At 66.9% G+C, this 15,339-nt stretch carries 10 protein-coding genes; 8 read left to right on the top strand and 2 right to left on the bottom strand.

Annotated features, from left to right (window positions below):
* Positions 1 to 49: 49 nt before the first annotated feature.
* The gene (locus tag QZZ02_RS14665; RefSeq protein ID WP_291845504.1) at positions 50 to 2,089 is read right to left on the bottom strand and encodes a hypothetical protein; all 2,040 of its coding nucleotides are present in this window, start codon (positions 2,087 to 2,089) and stop codon (positions 50 to 52) included.
* Between the two features lie 203 nt (positions 2,090 to 2,292).
* On the opposite strand from QZZ02_RS14665, the gene QZZ02_RS14660 reads away from it, so the two are divergent.
* Positions 2,293 to 2,739, top strand: a complete 447-nt coding sequence (locus tag QZZ02_RS14660; RefSeq protein ID WP_291845503.1) for an energy transducer TonB — start codon at positions 2,293 to 2,295, stop codon at positions 2,737 to 2,739.
* 269 nt (positions 2,740 to 3,008) lie between these two features.
* Positions 3,009 to 5,498: a PAS domain-containing sensor histidine kinase gene (locus QZZ02_RS14655; protein WP_291845502.1), complete on the top strand. Its 2,490-nt coding sequence runs from the start codon at positions 3,009 to 3,011 to the stop codon at positions 5,496 to 5,498.
* A 48-nt stretch (positions 5,499 to 5,546) separates the two neighbouring features.
* Here QZZ02_RS14655 and QZZ02_RS14650 read toward each other — a convergent pair whose 3' ends face one another.
* The gene (locus QZZ02_RS14650; protein ID WP_291845501.1) at positions 5,547 to 5,867 is read right to left on the bottom strand and encodes a 2Fe-2S iron-sulfur cluster-binding protein; all 321 of its coding nucleotides are present in this window, start codon (positions 5,865 to 5,867) and stop codon (positions 5,547 to 5,549) included.
* Between the two features lie 103 nt (positions 5,868 to 5,970).
* Here QZZ02_RS14650 and tsaE point away from each other — a divergent pair, with 103 nt between their 5' ends.
* From tsaE to trxA, 6 genes are all read left to right on the top strand, one after another.
* Positions 5,971 to 6,447, top strand: coding sequence for a tRNA (adenosine(37)-N6)-threonylcarbamoyltransferase complex ATPase subunit type 1 TsaE (gene tsaE, locus QZZ02_RS14645; protein WP_291845499.1), 477 nt, complete (start codon positions 5,971 to 5,973; stop codon positions 6,445 to 6,447).
* Positions 6,434 to 7,534, top strand: coding sequence for a phosphotransferase (locus QZZ02_RS14640; protein WP_291845498.1), 1,101 nt, complete (start codon positions 6,434 to 6,436; stop codon positions 7,532 to 7,534). Before tsaE ends, QZZ02_RS14640 begins: the two co-directional genes overlap by 14 nt.
* Positions 7,531 to 8,244 carry a nucleotidyltransferase family protein gene (locus QZZ02_RS14635; protein ID WP_291845497.1) on the top strand — a complete coding sequence of 238 codons (714 nt, stop codon included), beginning with the start codon at positions 7,531 to 7,533 and terminating at the stop codon, positions 8,242 to 8,244. Before QZZ02_RS14640 ends, QZZ02_RS14635 begins: the two co-directional genes overlap by 4 nt.
* A complete protein-coding gene (addB, locus tag QZZ02_RS14630; protein ID WP_291845496.1) occupies positions 8,241 to 11,291 on the top strand; it encodes a double-strand break repair protein AddB in 3,051 nt (1,016 codons plus the stop codon). The genes QZZ02_RS14635 and addB overlap by 4 nt, the downstream gene beginning before the upstream one ends.
* Positions 11,288 to 14,839, top strand: coding sequence for a double-strand break repair helicase AddA (gene addA / locus QZZ02_RS14625; RefSeq protein ID WP_291845495.1), 3,552 nt, complete (start codon positions 11,288 to 11,290; stop codon positions 14,837 to 14,839). Before addB ends, addA begins: the two co-directional genes overlap by 4 nt.
* 80 nt (positions 14,840 to 14,919) lie before the next feature.
* The gene (trxA, locus tag QZZ02_RS14620) at positions 14,920 to 15,240 is read left to right on the top strand and encodes a thioredoxin TrxA (RefSeq protein ID WP_291845494.1); all 321 of its coding nucleotides are present in this window, start codon (positions 14,920 to 14,922) and stop codon (positions 15,238 to 15,240) included.
* The last annotated feature ends 99 nt before the right edge of the window (positions 15,241 to 15,339 follow it).

The following is a 15,339-nucleotide window of genomic DNA, read 5'->3' as shown; positions in this document are numbered from 1 at the left end:
GGTGAGGCGGGCTTTTCTCGTTCGGGTTTTCAGGCGGACGCCGGGCCGATCAGGCCGGGGTCCGGTCGAGATCCACTTCCGGAGCGCCGGGCGCGTAGTCGGACTGCCCCTCTGAAGACATCATCGGATCATCACCCATATCCATCATCGGATCGTCGACGATCGGAGCACTGTCTTCGGCCGTCATTGCCGTTATCCCGACCGGAGTGTCGGCCGGAGTGTCGGCCGGAGTCTCGCCCGGAGTCTCGACCGCTTGCAAAGCAGCGGACGGGTCCGTTGTCCCGCCGCCATCCCCACCATTGTCGGCGGCGCCCGGGTCAACGCCTTCCGGGCCTTGCTCGGCGGTCGTTTCGGTCACCGGATCGGGCGCATCATTGCCCGGCATTGGCGGTGGCGGGGCAACCGGCATGGTTCGCTCATCGTCGAGATCGACTGCGGAGCGGGGTGCCGGTTCGGCGCCAGCCGTCGTCTCGGATTCTCCGGTTTCCGCCGCTGTCAACGCGGCAGCGGCCGCCACATCATCGAGACTTGGCAGGTCGTCATCCAGTTCCACCGCGGCGGCCGGGTCGCGGGCATCCGCGACATCACCCGCGTCGGCGACCGCCGCTTCGGCGGTTTCTTCTTCGCGCTCTGCGGCGCTTGCAGCTGTCTCCGGAGCCCCGACATCCTGCGTCGCGCCCATGGCAGGCTCGGCGGGCGCGTCTTGCTGGTCATTTGCGATCTCGCTGCTCGCGACGGTGTCGTCGCCTTCGCCCGGTGCCCGGGCGGCAGCCTTGATTGCGTCGTCTTCGCCGGCCGCGTTGCCGGGAGCGGTGCCGTCGTCATTTGCGGCCTGGTCCGTGACGCCCTCGTTCGGGGCCGTGTCGGCCGCCGCTTCCGTTTCACCGGAGTCCTCGAGGGTGGCCGCTGCTGCGGTTTCAGCCAGTTCGGCCCGCTCGTCCTCGGCGGCTGTGGGGGCGGCTGGCAGGAGGTCGTCCTGCGACGGCGCCTCGGCCTCGCCTGAGGCGTGATCAATTTCGCCATCGCTGGTTTCGGCTTCGGTGGCGGCTGTTTCGAGCGCGCCACCGGCATCGCTGGTGTCACCGAAATCGCCGGCATCACCGGAATCACCGGCAGCATCGGTCTCGGCGGTGGCAGCCACCGCATTCTCCGCGTCCAAACCATTCTCGCCATGAGCCGCAGCGGTCGCGGCCGCGATCGCGGCAGACGCCGTCACACCGGCCACTGCGGCGTCATTGGACTGGCGCACGCCCTCATGCGGCGGATTGCGAAGGGCGTGTTCAGCCAGGCGGGCGACACGGGCATTGAAGCGCCCGCCATCGCGGATGCGATTGACCAGCCCGCCAAGCATGAAGAGCACAAGGCTGCCGCCAACCACGGCCAGCGTGGCAAGGGCGGAAGCGAGAATCGTGCCGGTGGCCAGCGCCAGCAGCGCCAGGGCCGGGATGTAGACCAGCCGCCAGGAGCGTCCCAGGAAAGCCAGCAGGGCCAGCAGGCTGGCGGCACCGGCCAAACCCCATTCGGTCAGCTGGCCCATCGGGACAAAACCCAGCGAGGCGATCGTGTCGAGCAGGCCTGTCGGCAAGGCCGCTTCGAGGCGCCAGCCGGCAAGGGCCGGCATCAGGGCGTTCATCTCGGCAAAGACGTCAAAGGCTGGAACAGAGGCCATAAGCCCGCCATTCACTTCGGTCAGGAAACCATGAACTGCAGGCCAGACGGCCGCGATTCCAACCAGGGCCAGGGCGAGCACGGACAGCCACCAATTGAAGCCGCGGGTCACACCGGAGCGCGACAGCAGACCGGTCGCATCCGGAGCGGCGCGCATCCAGGTGCCGCGCGAATGGTTGATGATGGCGGCGGGTCGCGATCGACGGTTCGGTCCGGCCTGGACGCGAAGCACACTGGCCGTATCCCCCGGTGCCAGCGCGTTCGAGCGTTCAAGCAGGCGGACATCATGGCTCATTCCGTCGGTGTCGGTTACGCGTCCGGTGCCGTCATCGGAGACGGAAACCTCACCCGACACCGTATAGAAATCGATCCGGCGGGCCCCGAAAGACTGCCCGGCATGCGCGGTCGGTAACAAAGACATGGCTTGACGCACCTCTAACAACAAATGCCTGACCGATTGTCCCAAATCGGCAGGCCCTCACCCATTTCCCGTGAACTCTACAAGTTTGATGCCGGAAATAGAACGGGCCAAGGGCATTCTTTACGAAATGTTCAACATCCGTTCCGGCCTGGCTCGCTGAAAGCAGGCTTCCGCCCGGCAGGACGAGCCGCTAGCTTGCCGGGATGCGTTGCTTTTTCCCTTTTCTCTGCCTCGTCCTGACTGCCTGTGGCGGCATGCCCTCGCTGGATCTGCCCGGCCTGCCGCAAGCGGGCCGCGGACCATTCATGCCGCGTGATGAATTGCCGGTCCCACCGAATGTCGAGCGGATGATGGGGCCGGAGGACTGCCGCGGCTCCACCCTGGCGGCGATGTCCGCAAGCATCCCTGACTATCCGGCCCGGGCCTGGGATCGGGGGAGGCAGGGCTGGGTCGTGGTCCGTTTCCACGTTTATTCCGACGGCAGCGTGCACCGGGCCCGCGTTCATCGCGCCGTCCCGGATGGACCGTTCAACCGGGCCACGGAACGAGCGGTCTCGAGCTGGCAATTTGCTCCGCTTGAGGGTGTCGATGTGCTCGAAAACTGCGTGGTCATGTTCGAGTTCCGCGCCGGCGAAGTGCATATCCGCTGAGCGCGGCGCAAATATCCACAAGCTGAGGCAGCGCGCTTTTGCGTCGCCCAGACTGCCCGCCGGGCCGGGCGATGCGGCGCGTCAGCAAGGCATCCCCGTCGACAAGCCCGGCCTGAAGGCGGGATTTTTCCCCGGCCGGGTGTGACCGGGTATATAAGATATTAGGATTTTTACCGGGCCGGGCATCGCCCGCGAGTCCGCAGCCCGGTATCATGGTGATTCGTGAGGGCCGCAGGCAATGGGGGCGGTCCGCACCCAGGGCGACATTGATGACCGGACAGACATTTCAGATCGTGACCCTTGTCGTCACTGTCGGCGCCGTGGCTTTCGCGCTCGCTGTCGGTCTCTGGGCGTTCCGCCTGACCTCAGGCGCGCGCGGCGCCCAGGTGATATGGCGCCGCCGACTGGCCGAGCTGGAAGACAAGATTGCCCGCGCCGACAGTGTGTTCGGCGCCCATCCGGGGCTGGTGCTGGTCTGGGACCAACCGCCCCTGGACGAAAATGACGCCAGCTGGGGCGCCCCGCGGATTTTCGGATCCTCCGTCGCGCTCGCCTCTTTGTTGCGCTTTGCCGAGGCCAGTGATGGCCCCAATCCTGCCGGTATCCTCATGGAAGGCCTGGCTGATTATGAAGCCCGGTCGGCGGGTGGCGAGGAGACGACGCTGCGTCGCCGGTTCCATGACCTGTCCCAGAAGGGCCAGCCCTTCTCCCTGACCATTCTTGGTCCCAGTGGCCGTTTCCTGGAAGTTGATGGTCGCGCGGCCGGCACCCAGCTTGTGGTGTGGCTGTCGGACGCGACGATCCGCGGCCTGGAAGAATCCGGCGCCCGCGGCCGGATCGAGGAAGCCCGCCGTCTGGTTTCCAAGGACCCGCTCGCCTTCCTCGACATGCTCGGCCGGGCCCCGGTTCCGGCCTGGCGCATGAATGCGGGTGGCCGTATCGAATGGGCCAACCAGGCCTATGTGACGGCCGTCGAGGGTGGCACGATTGATGCGACACTCGACAGGCAGACCCTGCTCGATACGGCCATGACCGAGCTTGCCGCACGGGCGACCGCCGCTGGCGCTCCGGTCGACGAGATGCGGGTCGTCGTGGTCGATGGCGCCCGCCGCGGTCTCAGATTCCTGGTCTTCCCGGTCTCCGGTGGCGCTGCCGGCTTTGCGCTCGATGTGACCGATGGCGAGGAGGCCAAGGCCGCCCTCGCCCGCTTCCGCCGGGCCCATGATGACACGCTGAACCACATGGCCGAGGCTGTCGTGGTGTTCGATCGCTCCAAGCGTCTGAACTTCCACAACAAGGCCTTCTCCAACCTGTTCAAGCTGGACGATGCCTGGCTCAATGACCGTCCCGGCCACGCGCAATTCCTTGACCGGATGCGCGAGAAGCGCCTGCTGCCGGAGCAGGCTGATTTCGGCGCCTGGAAGAGTGAGGAGCTGGCGCGCTATGACGCGCCGCCGAACGAGGAAACGCCGGACGAGCTGTGGCCGCTGCCCGACGGCCGCACCCTGCGCATCGCCCGCCAGCGGCACCCGCTGGGCGGTCTGATGATGATTTTCGAGGACAAGACCGACGAGCTGGCCCTGCGGGCCCGCTACAACACACTCATCAATGTCCAGCGCGCCACACTCGACAAGCTGCACGAGGCGGTTGCCGTGTTCGGCGCCAATGGCCGTCTCCAGCTGAACAATTCCGCTTTCGAGGACCTGTGGGGCTTCGAGGCTGACGAGCTCGATGGACAGCCCGACTTCGATGCCGTGTCGGAGACCTGCGCGGCCCTGTTCACCGACGACCGGGTGTGGACCGACATCAAGGCCCGCGTCACCGATCCCAGCCCGCAGGCGCGCAAACAGGTCACTGGCGAGATGCGTCGTTCGGACGGCCGCGTGCTGACCTATCTCACCCGTCCGCTGCCCGATGGTGCGACGCTGATCTGCTGGGATGACGTGACCGACAGCCGCCGCATCGAGGAAGCCCTGCGTGAACGGGCCGAGGCGCTGGAAACCTCCGAGCGGATCAAGACCGAATTTGTCGAACATGTGAGCTATCAGCTGCGCACGCCGCTGACCACGATCGGCGGTTATGCCGACATGCTGGCCCAGGGTTTTGCCGGCGAGCTGTCGGACCGGCAGAAAGAGCCGATGTCCGCGATCCAGTCAGCCGCCGCTCATCTCGCCAAGCTGATCGACGACATTCTCGACGTGGCCGCGATCGATGCCGGCCAGCTTGAGCTGGAACTTGGCGATGTCGATCTCGGCGAGGTGGCGCGCGAAGCGGCAGAGCTGGTCGCGGCGCGGGCGGACCATCACGCCATCAAGCTGGATGTCGCGATCGAGGACGGGCTCGGCTTGCTGCGGGCGGACCGCAATCGTCTGAAACAGGTCTCGATGAATCTGTTGTCCAACGCCATTCGTCATGTCGCGACCGGTGGTGCCGTCACGATCGGCGCCCGTCGCAATGGCGAGGACCTGACGCTTTGGGTCAAGGATGATGGCGAGGGTATTGCGCCGGAAAAACAGGCCAGCGTGTTTGACCGTTTCTCGCGCGGCGAGCGCGGCGGGGCCGGGCTCGGCCTGTCTCTGGTCAAGGAAATTGCCGAGCTGCACGGCGGCTGGGTCGAGCTGCAGTCCGAGCCCCGGCAGGGGACCCTGGTATCCTGCCATCTGCCGATCGAGCCGCGCAGTTCAGCCGTGCCGCCCGAGCTGGATTTTGCCAGCCGACCGGCGACACGCCTGGCCGGTGACCGGGCGCGCGTCGAATAGCGATATCATGACCCCGGGACGCGTTGGCGCCTGCAGGCGCCGACCGGATCAGCCCTGGTTCTGCGGCATCCGCACAACCAGCCCGTCGAGCTCGTCAGTGACCTTGATCTGGCACGACAGGCGCGAGGTCTCCTGCACCGCTTCGGCGAAGTCGAGCATCGACTCTTCCATGGCTTCGCGCGAACCGGTCTTCTCGACCCATGCCGGGTCGACATAGACGTGACAGGTTGCGCAGGCACAGGCACCACCGCAATCGGCGTCGATGCCCGGGACCAGGTTGCGAACAGCGCCTTCCATCACGGTCAGCCCGGTAGCGACCTCGATGGCGTGTTCAGTTCCATTGTGCTCGATATAGGTGATCTTCGGCATGCCAGTCTCCGTTGGATGCCAAGGACATGAACAGCGTTCACGGTCGAGTCAAGATTCAGCCTCACCGCTTGCCGTCCGCGACGGGCTTCGCTAAGCGCAATCCATGGCGAATTCGAATACTGTTTCCTTGCCTGATCTGGCAGCGACGCAAGCCTTGGCGCTCCGCCTTGCCGGCGTCCTGCGTGCGGGAGACACCGTCTTCCTGACCGGTGATCTCGGCGCCGGCAAGACCACGCTCGCCCGGACGGTTATCAAGGCGCTTTGCGGCGTCGAGGACGCGCCCAGCCCGACCTACACCCTGATCCAGACCTATGACACCGGCGGCGGTGAACTCTGGCATGCCGACCTCTACCGGATCGAGGATCCGGCCGAGCTCGACGAACTGGGCTTCGACGATGCCTTCGGGGATGTCATCATGCTGGTTGAATGGCCCGACCGCCTGTTTGGCCTGGTTCCGGATGACCGGCTGGAGCTGCATCTCGAAATGGTTGAGGATAGCGTTGGCGAGGCCATGGACAGGCCGCGTCAGGCGCGCTTAACAGGGTTCGGGCAGTGGGAGACACGCCTTGACGACATCTGATCGAAACGCGGCCATGGCCGCTTTCCTGACATCGGCCGGATGGGGCGATGCGCACCAGCACCCCTTGCCCGGCGATGCCTCGACCCGGCGCTATATCCGGCTTGAAAAGGGCGGCGACCGGGCCATGCTGATGGATGCGCCGGCTGCATCAGAAGCGCCGGTCTGCCCGCCCGAGGCAAGCCCGTCCGAGCGGGCCGCCCTGGGCTACAATGCCGTGGCCCGGCTTGCCGGATCCAATCTGGTTGCCTTCGCCGGCCTGGCTGACGCACTGTGCGAGCGCGGCTTCTCGGCACCGCGCGTCCTCGCCAGCGATATAGCGGCGGGCTTCCTCCTCCTGGAAGATCTTGGTGATGATCTGTTCGCAAGGCTCCTGCCGGGCGATCTGCACGAAGGCACGCTCTATGCCAAGGCCGTCGACGTGCTGGCCGCGATCTATCGCTCCAGCCTGCCGCCGCAAGTCGAGCGCGAGGGCGAAAGCTGGCCGCTCCTGGCCTATGACGACACGGCCCTGATGGCCGAGGCCGACCTGTTCCTGGACTGGTTCCTGACACGGCATGCCGGTGTCGAGCTGGACGAGACGGCCCGGGCCGACTGGCACGCGATCTGGGGCCGCGCCTTCGAGCGGCTGCAGCATTGTGCGCCGGGACTTGTCCTGCGCGATTTCCATGCCGAGAACCTGATCTATCTGCCGGACCGGAAGGGCGAGGCCGAGATCGGCCTGCTGGACTTCCAGGACGCGCTGATCGGTCATCCGGCCTATGATCTCGTCTCCTTGATCGAGGACGCGCGGCGCAATGTGGAACGCAAGCTGGCAGTGCCACTGAAAGCGCGCTTCGTGGAACAGGCCGGGATCACCGATGCCGCCGGGTTTGATGCGGCCTATGCGGTGCTCGGCGCCCAGCGCAATGCCAAGATTCTGGGAATTTTCGTGCGGCTCGCGGTGCGCGACGGCAAGCAGCGTTATCTTGAGCTTTTGCCGCGGGTGGCGCGCCATTTCGTGGCCGATCTCCAGCATCCTGCCCTGATGCCCCTGCACATGTGGGTGAAGTCAAACGCGCCGCAGGTTTTCGCGGAAGCGCACAAATGATTGAAATCCGCCACGCCATGGCACTTGCCGCCGGACTGGGGACGCGCATGCGTCCGGTCACGAATGACCGCCCCAAGGCGCTGGTCGAGGTGGGTGGCAAGACCTTGCTCGACTGGGCGCTGGATCGTTATGCCGCTGGCGGGATCGAACGCTGCGTGGTCAATGTCCACCATTTCGCGGACCGGATGGAAGTGCATCTGGCGCGGCGGGCCGGGGGCCCGGCGATCACCGTGTCCGATGAGCGCGACGAAGTGCTGGAAACCGGTGGCGGTGTGGTCAAGGCCCTGCCCGAGCTCGGCCCGGATCCCGTCTTCATCGCCAATATCGATGCGATCTGGGAAGAAGCGGGCGCCGCCTCGCTCGACAGTCTGCGCGCCGCCTGGGATGGTGATCGCATGGACGCGCTCCTCCTGCTTGCCCCGATGGCGGCGACCCTGGGCTTTGACGGTCCGGGCGACGCTTTCCTCGATCCCGACGGACAGGTCCGGTTTCGCGGCGAGGCGGACCGGGCGCCCTATGCCTATGCCGGTGTCCAGATCCTGCATCCGCGCGCGCTCGAGGGGCGCACGGTCCGCCGCTTCTCGATGATGGAGGTCTGGCGTGAACTGGCCGCAGCCGGGCGCCTGCACGGCGTCGTCCTGCAGTCGTTCTGGATGCATGTCGGCGATCCCGGGGCGCTCGCCGAGGCCGAAGCGCGGCTGACCGGGTGAGCGCGCGACTGTTCGATACGTCCGGGCCCAGCCTTTTCACCATACCGCCCCAAACGGATTTCCTTCGCGCCATCGCCACCACCCTGCGCGAGGAGTTTGACGCGGCCGCCAATCCGGACGCGCTGACGCGCCTGCTCATCCTCACGCCGACCCGGCGCGCCGCCAAGGCGTTGGGCGATGTCTTTGCCGAACTGGCCGGAAACGGTGTCGCCCTCCTGCCGCTGATCCGGCCGATCGGCGATGTCGATGTCGATGATCCGCCGTTCGAACCGGGTGAGCTGGCCGGTCTTGCCGCGCCGGCCATCTCGCCGGAGCGCCGGCGCTATGAGCTGGCCCGCCTGATCCTCGCCAAGGAAACCGCTCTCGGTCGGCCGATCGGCGTCGGCGGCGCCCTGTCGCTGGCCGATTCCCTCGCGGCCCTGCTGGATGATCTGGCGACCGAGGATGTCAGCGACCTGTCGGCCCTGCATGAGGCGGTCGCGAGCTATCTGCCCGCCGACCGGCGCGAGGCGGTCGAATTTCTCGACATCGTGCAGAGTGTCTGGCCGGCCCGCCTGGCCGAGCTGGGCCTGTCCGATGGCGCCGCACGTCGTTCCCGGGTCCTGCACGCGCTGGTCGGGCGCTGGAGCCGCGAGGCGCCGGGTCATCCGGTGCTGGCGGTCGGTTCCACCGGTTCCATCCCCGCTGCCCGCAAATTGATGGGCGTGATTGCCAATCTCCCCGAAGGCGCGGTTGTTCTGCCAGGCTTCGACTGGGATGCGGACGACAAGGCCTGGGGGGCGGTCAGCGAAGATCACCCGCAATGGGCGATGAAGACCTTCGTGGAAGAGTTGGGGCTGGACCGGGACTCGGTCACGGCCTGGCCTGGCGCGTCCGAAAGCGGTGCCGCAGCCCGTCGTCGACGCATCCTCGCGGAAGCCCTGCGTCCGGCCGATACCACGGATGAATGGCTGACCCGGATCGCGACCTTGCAAGACCAGTATGGTGCGGATTTCTTCTCCGATGGCCTCGCCGGGCTGAGCCTGGTGGAAACACCGGACGAGATCAGCGAGGCGCGGGCCTGTGCCCTGATGCTGCGCGAGACCCTCGAGACCGAGGGCGAGACCGCGATCCTGGTGACCTCGGACCGGATGCTGGCGCGACGCGTCTCGGCCGAAATGACGCGCTTTGGTGTCCGGCTGGATGATTCAGGCGGTGCGGCGCTGGCGGAAACCCCGCCGGGTGCCTTCCTGACCCGGCTGCTTGATGTGGCGCTTGATTGCGGTGGCGTGGTCGCTCTGACCGCATTATGGGGCTCGCCCCTGTTTCGCGCCGGCGGGCGTCGCGGCCAGGCCCACGGCGTGCTCGCCAAGTTCGAGGCGGAAGCCCTGCGCGGCGCGCGGCCCGGGCACGACCTGGCGTCGATCCGGGCGCGTATCGATGGCGAACGGGTCAAGCTCTTCCCCGAAGACAGGGCCGGCATCCTGGCCATTCTCGACGTCCTCGAGAGCGCGCTTGACGGTCTCCTGACCGATGCGCGCCGGCCGGCCCGTGACTGGGCCCGGGCCCATGCCGTTGCCGCCGAGGCCCTCGCCAGCGATGGCAGTGCGCACGGGTCCGACAGTGTCTGGAGCGGCGAAGGCGGCGAGGCGGCGGCCGGATTGTTGCGCTCCCTGATCGAGGAAAGCGACAGCCTTCCCGTCATGACCCTGACGGATTATGCGGCAGCCTTTGCGGAAATGTGCCGGTCGCGGCGGGTCGCGCCGCGTGTCGGTGTGCACCCGCGACTACAGGTCCTTGGTCCGCTCGAAGCGCGCCTGATCACCGCTGACCGGGTCATCCTCGCCGGTCTCAATGAAGGCGTCTGGCCGCCGGGCCCGGGGGCTGATCCCTGGTTGTCGGCGGGCATGCGGCGTGCGGTGGGTCTGGGCGCGCCGGAGCGTCGCTATGGGCTGGCCGCGCATGATTTCGTCCAGCTGGCGGCAGCGCGGGAGGTCGTGATGACGCGGTCGGAGAAATCCGAAGGCGCGCCGACCGTGGCCTCACGCTGGCTCTGGCGCCTCAAGACCCTGGCGCGCGGTGCACTGGGCGATGCCGCCGGGCGGATCTTCGCCACCGCGACCGATTATGTCGGCATCGCCCGCGCGCTCGATGATCCGGGGCAGGCGCCGCAGGCCGCGCCCCGTCCATCGCCCTGTCCGCCAGTCGAGGTTCGACCACGCCGCATGTCGATCACCGAGATCAGCACCTGGGTGCGCGATCCCTATTCGATCTATGCCCGCCATGTGCTCGGCCTGCGCCGCCTCGATCCGGCCGACATGCCACCTGGTCCCCGCGAGCGCGGTTCGGCCCTGCACGACGCGCTCGAGGCGGTGGTCCCGCGATGGGGCGACGATGTGCCGGACGATGCCGTTGCGCAGCTTCTGGCGGCCGTCGAGCCGCGCCTGGCTGCCGCCGGCTTCGCATCGGCCGAGCGCGTGCTGGAACGCGCCCGCTTCGAACGAGCCGCGCGCTGGCTTGTCGCTTGGGAGCGGGAACGACGCGCCCGCGGCATCCGTCTCGACCAGGTGGAGATCAAGGGGGCAATGACGCTGGACGGGCCGGCTGGCAGCTGGACGCTGACCGGGCGTTCCGACCGCTTTGACCGGCATCCGGACGGCCGGCTCGACATTATCGATTACAAGACCGGCGGCAATTCTTCGGCCAAGGCGATCAAGGCCGGTTTTGATCCGCAATTGCCGCTGACCGCCGCCATGGCGAGCGCCGGTGCCTTTGAGGATATGGCGCCCGGCGACCCCGCCGGCCTCTACTACATCGCCCTTCCCGGCAATGCTGATGGCGGGCGCGAAGTCCGGATCGATGGCAAGGCGAACCCGGAGGCCGGCGAATTTGCGCAGATGGCGCTCGAGGACCTAAGCGGCTGGATTGCTCATTTCGATCTCGAAACGACCGCATATGAGAGCCAGATTCGTGTCCAGTACATGAATGATTACGGGGATTTCGACCATCTCGCGCGACGCGGCGAGTGGGCCTCCGCCGGTGGCGAAGGGTCGGAGGGCGAGCGATGAGCGAAGCCTGTTTCGACCCGGCGATCAAGCAGGCCGCGACGGCGGCGCAGCAGCGCGCGGCCCGGCCCGAGGCCAGCGTTTTCGTGGAAGCCAATGCCGGTTCCGGCAAGACGCGTGTTCTCGTTGACCGGGTGATCAACCTGCTCCTCGCCGGCCACAGGCCCGAGACCATTCTCTGCGTGACTTATACAAAGGCTGCCGCGGCCGAGATGAAGGATCGTCTGTTCAAGCGTCTCGGCGACTGGTCGGTGACCCCCGACGCGATGCTCGACAAGGACCTCAGCAAACTTCTCGGCCGACCGCTGAAGCCGGGCGATGCAAACCGGGCCCGCAAGCTCTTCGCCCAGGCGCTGGAGACGCCGGGCGGGCTGAAGATCCAGACGATCCACGCCTTTTGCGAGAACCTGCTGCGCCGCTTCCCGCTGGAAGCCGGTGCTCCGCCGGGTTTCGAGACGCTCGATGATGCAGCCGCCGGCAAGGCGATGGAGACGGCCCGGCGGGCCGTGCTGGCCGCCCTGACACCGGGCGAGGTCAACATTCTGATCGAGACCGGCGGTCCCGAGGCCATCGACGCCATCCTGCGCTGGGCGCGCGGCAACCGGCATGATTTCAGCGAGACCTGCGAAAGGGCCGGTGGGGTTGAGGTACTGGTTGAGCGGCTCTGGCCGGTGCTCGAACTGCCGCAGGGTGCCCATCCGGACCAGCTCAAGTCGGACGCTGTGGCAGCGGTCCCGCGCGCTGAAATCGAGGCCGCTGCGCACGCCCTGTGCGACGAAGGGTCAAAGACCGACGTGACGCGCGGCGAGATCCTGAAGCGCGCCCTTGCGAGCGCGGATCCGGCGCTGGCCTTTGACACCTTCCTGACGGCGTACTTCACGGACAAGGGCAAGGGCTCGCGCATTGCCCGCCTGGCGACGGCCGCGATCAAGAAGGCCTGCCCGCATGTGCTCGACCTGCTGGAAGCCGAGGCCGAGCGGCTGGAGACCGTGCGTGACCTGATCCAGCGCGCGAGGCTCGCCCGCGCCAGTGCGGTGGCGCTTGTCGTCGCCGATCGTTTCATCCGGGCCTATGGCGCGGCGCTGCAGCAGGCTCGCGCCCTGGACTTTGATGATCTCGTGCGTCTCGCGGGCCTGTTGCTGGCGCCCGAGAACCCGTTCTCCGGCTGGGTTGGCTACAAGCTGGACGGCATGCTGGCCCACGCCCTGATCGACGAGGCCCAGGACACGGCGCCGCGCCAATGGGACATGATCCGCGGCCTGACAGCGGAGTTCTTTGCCGGCGAAGGCGCGCAGGATCTGGGGCGCACCCTGTTCGTGGTCGGCGACGAGAAGCAGTCGATCTATTCCTTCCAGGGCGCTGAACCGGCCCGTTTCCTGGCCGAAGGCGATCATCTGGCCGCTTCGGCGGCCGCGGTGGAGCTGCCCTTCGAGCGACCGGGGCTTGATGTGTCCTTCCGCTCTGCCCCGGAAATCCTGGCCGCTGTCGACCAGGCCTTTGCGGCCAGGATACCGGCGCCGGAAACCAAATTCCTCGCCGGCGCAACGGCCCTGCCGTTCGCGCGCTATCAGCGCCACCGGGCGGCCCGGTCGGGCATGCCGGGTTGTGTCGAGATCTGGCCGGCGATCCCCAAACCCGAAAGGGTCGAGGAAGGCTCGATCTTTGACCCGGTCGACCAGCGGGCCCGGGGTACATCCCGGGATTTGCTGGCTGCCACGGTGGCGACCGAGATTGCCGACATGATCACGCGCGGCGACGCGATCTGGGAGGAGGCGCCCGAAGGATTTGTCGCGCGCCCGGTCCGGCCGTCCGATATCGCCATCCTCGTCTGGCGCCGGACCGGCGGCTTCTTCGAGGAAGTGATCCGGCAGCTCAAGCTCAAGGGCGTCCCGGTCGCCGGGGCCGACCGCATGGTCCTGCGGGAACAGACCGCGGTGAAGGACATGCTGGCGCTGGGCCGTTTCGCGATGACGCCGGGCGATGACCTGGCGCTGGCGGAATTGTTGCGCTCGCCCCTGTTCGACCCGGTTGATCCGGACCTGCCCGGTGTCGATGAGCAGGCGCTCTATGATCTGGCCCGATCCCGTACCGACCTGAAACGCCGCGGCACGTTGTGGAATGCGCTCTTCACCAGCGAGGATGCGCGCTTTGCCGATGCCCGGCAGGCCCTGATCGAGCTGCGCAACCAGGCCGACAAGGCCCGCCTCTATGATCTCTTCGCCGGCTTCCTCAATGCCCGCACGCCGACCGGTGAGACGCGCTGGGCGCGCATGTATGCTCGGCTGGGCGAAGAGGCTCGCGATCCGCTGCAGGAATTTCTCGCCCGTGCCCTGCAGCATGAGCGCGAGAGCGGCGGTGCGCTGGCCAGTTTCATTGCCCGCATCGACGGCGAGGAAACCCAGATCAAGCGCGAGATGAGCCCGGATCGCAATGAGGTCCAGGTCATGACGGTGCATGCCTCCAAGGGGCTGGAACGGCCCGTTATCATCCTGCCCGACACCACCCGCAGTCCGCTGACCGGCAAGATGGATCCCATCTTTTCGCATGATGAATGCGGTCTTCTGTGGTCGCCGCGCAAGGCGGAGGACCCGGCAGTGGTGGAGCGTCTGCGAACGACCGCGCAGAACAAGCTGCTCGCCGAGCATGGCCGTCTGCTTTACGTCGCCCTCACCCGGGCCCGCGACCGGCTGATCGTGTGCGGATGGCGGCAGGGGCAAGGCGACCTCGGGCAGATTTCCGACGACAGCTGGTATGCCCAGCTCGCCGAGGCCTGGCAGGGCGAGGGCTGGGAAAGCTTCGCTTCGCCGGTATCGGCGATCATCGACGGGGCCGAGGACGGCTTGCGATTTGGCCCCGCGCCGGTGAGGCTGGGTCTGGCCAGCGATGCCCGGGCTGCCCGGGTCGCGATCCCGGACTGGGCCGAGGTGCCGGCGCGGGCGGAGACAGGCCAGATACTCAGCGCCGCACCATCGAGCCTGGTCAGTGATGAGGACAGTGAGCCGGCCGTCCTGTCGCCGCTGGCCGATCCCGGTGGCCATCGCTATCGGCGCGGCAATGTGATCCACAAGCTCCTGCAGACCCTGCCCGACCTTCCCGCCGACCGGCGCGACGCCGTCGCGCGGAGGTTTGTCGCCGCGCAGCCGGATATTCCCGAGGCCGACAAGGCGCAGATCGTCACCGAAACCCTCGCAATTCTGGACCATCCCGACTTTGCGCCGCTCTTCGGGCCGGGAAGCCGGGCCGAGGTTGCGCTGGTCGGTCAGGCGCCGGGCCTGGCAGCCAACACGATTATCCGCGGCCAGGTTGACCGGCTTGTGGTGACCGATCACGAAGTCCTGATCATAGACTACAAGACCAATCGTCCGCCGCCCGCAGATGTTGCTGCAGTGGCGAAAGTCTATCTCGGCCAGATGGCGACCTATCGGGCCCTGCTGCGCGCGGTTCATCCCGAAAAATCCGTGCGTTGTGCGCTGCTCTGGACCGACGCGGCGCGATTGATGGCGCTTCCTGACGCGGTTCTCGACGACATGTTCGACGCGGGAGCGGCTTGACGGGAGGGCCTGCCCTCCTTACCTCACGCGCCATCAGTTGAGTCCGCCCCCGCGGATTCGTTCCAGCAAAGGAGTTTCCCATGGCGACCAAAGCGGTCAGCGATGAATCCTTCGAGAATGACGTGATCAATGCCTCCGGCCCGGTCCTCGTGGACTTCTGGGCAGAGTGGTGCGGTCCGTGCAAACAAATCTCCCCGGCGCTCGAGGAAATTGCCGAAGAAATGTCCGGTGCGCTGACGGTCGCCAAGGTGAATATCGACGATCATCCGATGACGCCGGGCAAGTACGGCGTGCGCGGCATCCCGACCCTGATGATCTTCAAGGACGGCCAGGTCGTCGCGACCAAGATCGGTGCCATGGCCAAGGGCAAGATCGCCGAATGGGTTCAGGAAACGCTCTAGGTACTGTACCCATAAACCGGATTCCCAAATCACTCCGGCCGTGATTCAAGCTTCTTGGAGGAGTTGGATCATGGCCCGTTTTGATTTGAGCGATGGGGA

It is taken from the genome of Maricaulis sp., from assembly GCF_015665295.1.
Taxonomy (GTDB): Bacteria; Pseudomonadota; Alphaproteobacteria; order Caulobacterales; family Maricaulaceae; genus Maricaulis.
The sequence above is the reverse complement of the archived record's forward strand: the minus strand, read 5'-3'. Positions and strand labels throughout refer to the sequence as shown.

What these genes read in the sequence shown, in the direction of transcription:
- QZZ02_RS14665 (WP_291845504.1), bottom strand. Translation starts at nt 2,089, where the DNA reads ATGTCTTTGTTACCGACCGCGCATGCCGGGCAGTCTTTCGGGGCCCGC.
- QZZ02_RS14660 (WP_291845503.1), top strand. Translation starts at nt 2,293, where the DNA reads ATGCGTTGCTTTTTCCCTTTTCTCTGCCTCGTCCTGACTGCCTGTGGC.
- QZZ02_RS14655 (WP_291845502.1), top strand. Translation starts at nt 3,009, where the DNA reads ATGACCGGACAGACATTTCAGATCGTGACCCTTGTCGTCACTGTCGGC.
- QZZ02_RS14650 (WP_291845501.1), bottom strand. Translation starts at nt 5,867, where the DNA reads ATGCCGAAGATCACCTATATCGAGCACAATGGAACTGAACACGCCATC.
- tsaE (WP_291845499.1), top strand. Translation starts at nt 5,971, where the DNA reads ATGGCGAATTCGAATACTGTTTCCTTGCCTGATCTGGCAGCGACGCAA.
- QZZ02_RS14635 (WP_291845497.1), top strand. Translation starts at nt 7,531, where the DNA reads ATGATTGAAATCCGCCACGCCATGGCACTTGCCGCCGGACTGGGGACG.
- addA (WP_291845495.1), top strand. Translation starts at nt 11,288, where the DNA reads ATGAGCGAAGCCTGTTTCGACCCGGCGATCAAGCAGGCCGCGACGGCG.
- trxA (WP_291845494.1), top strand. Translation starts at nt 14,920, where the DNA reads ATGGCGACCAAAGCGGTCAGCGATGAATCCTTCGAGAATGACGTGATC.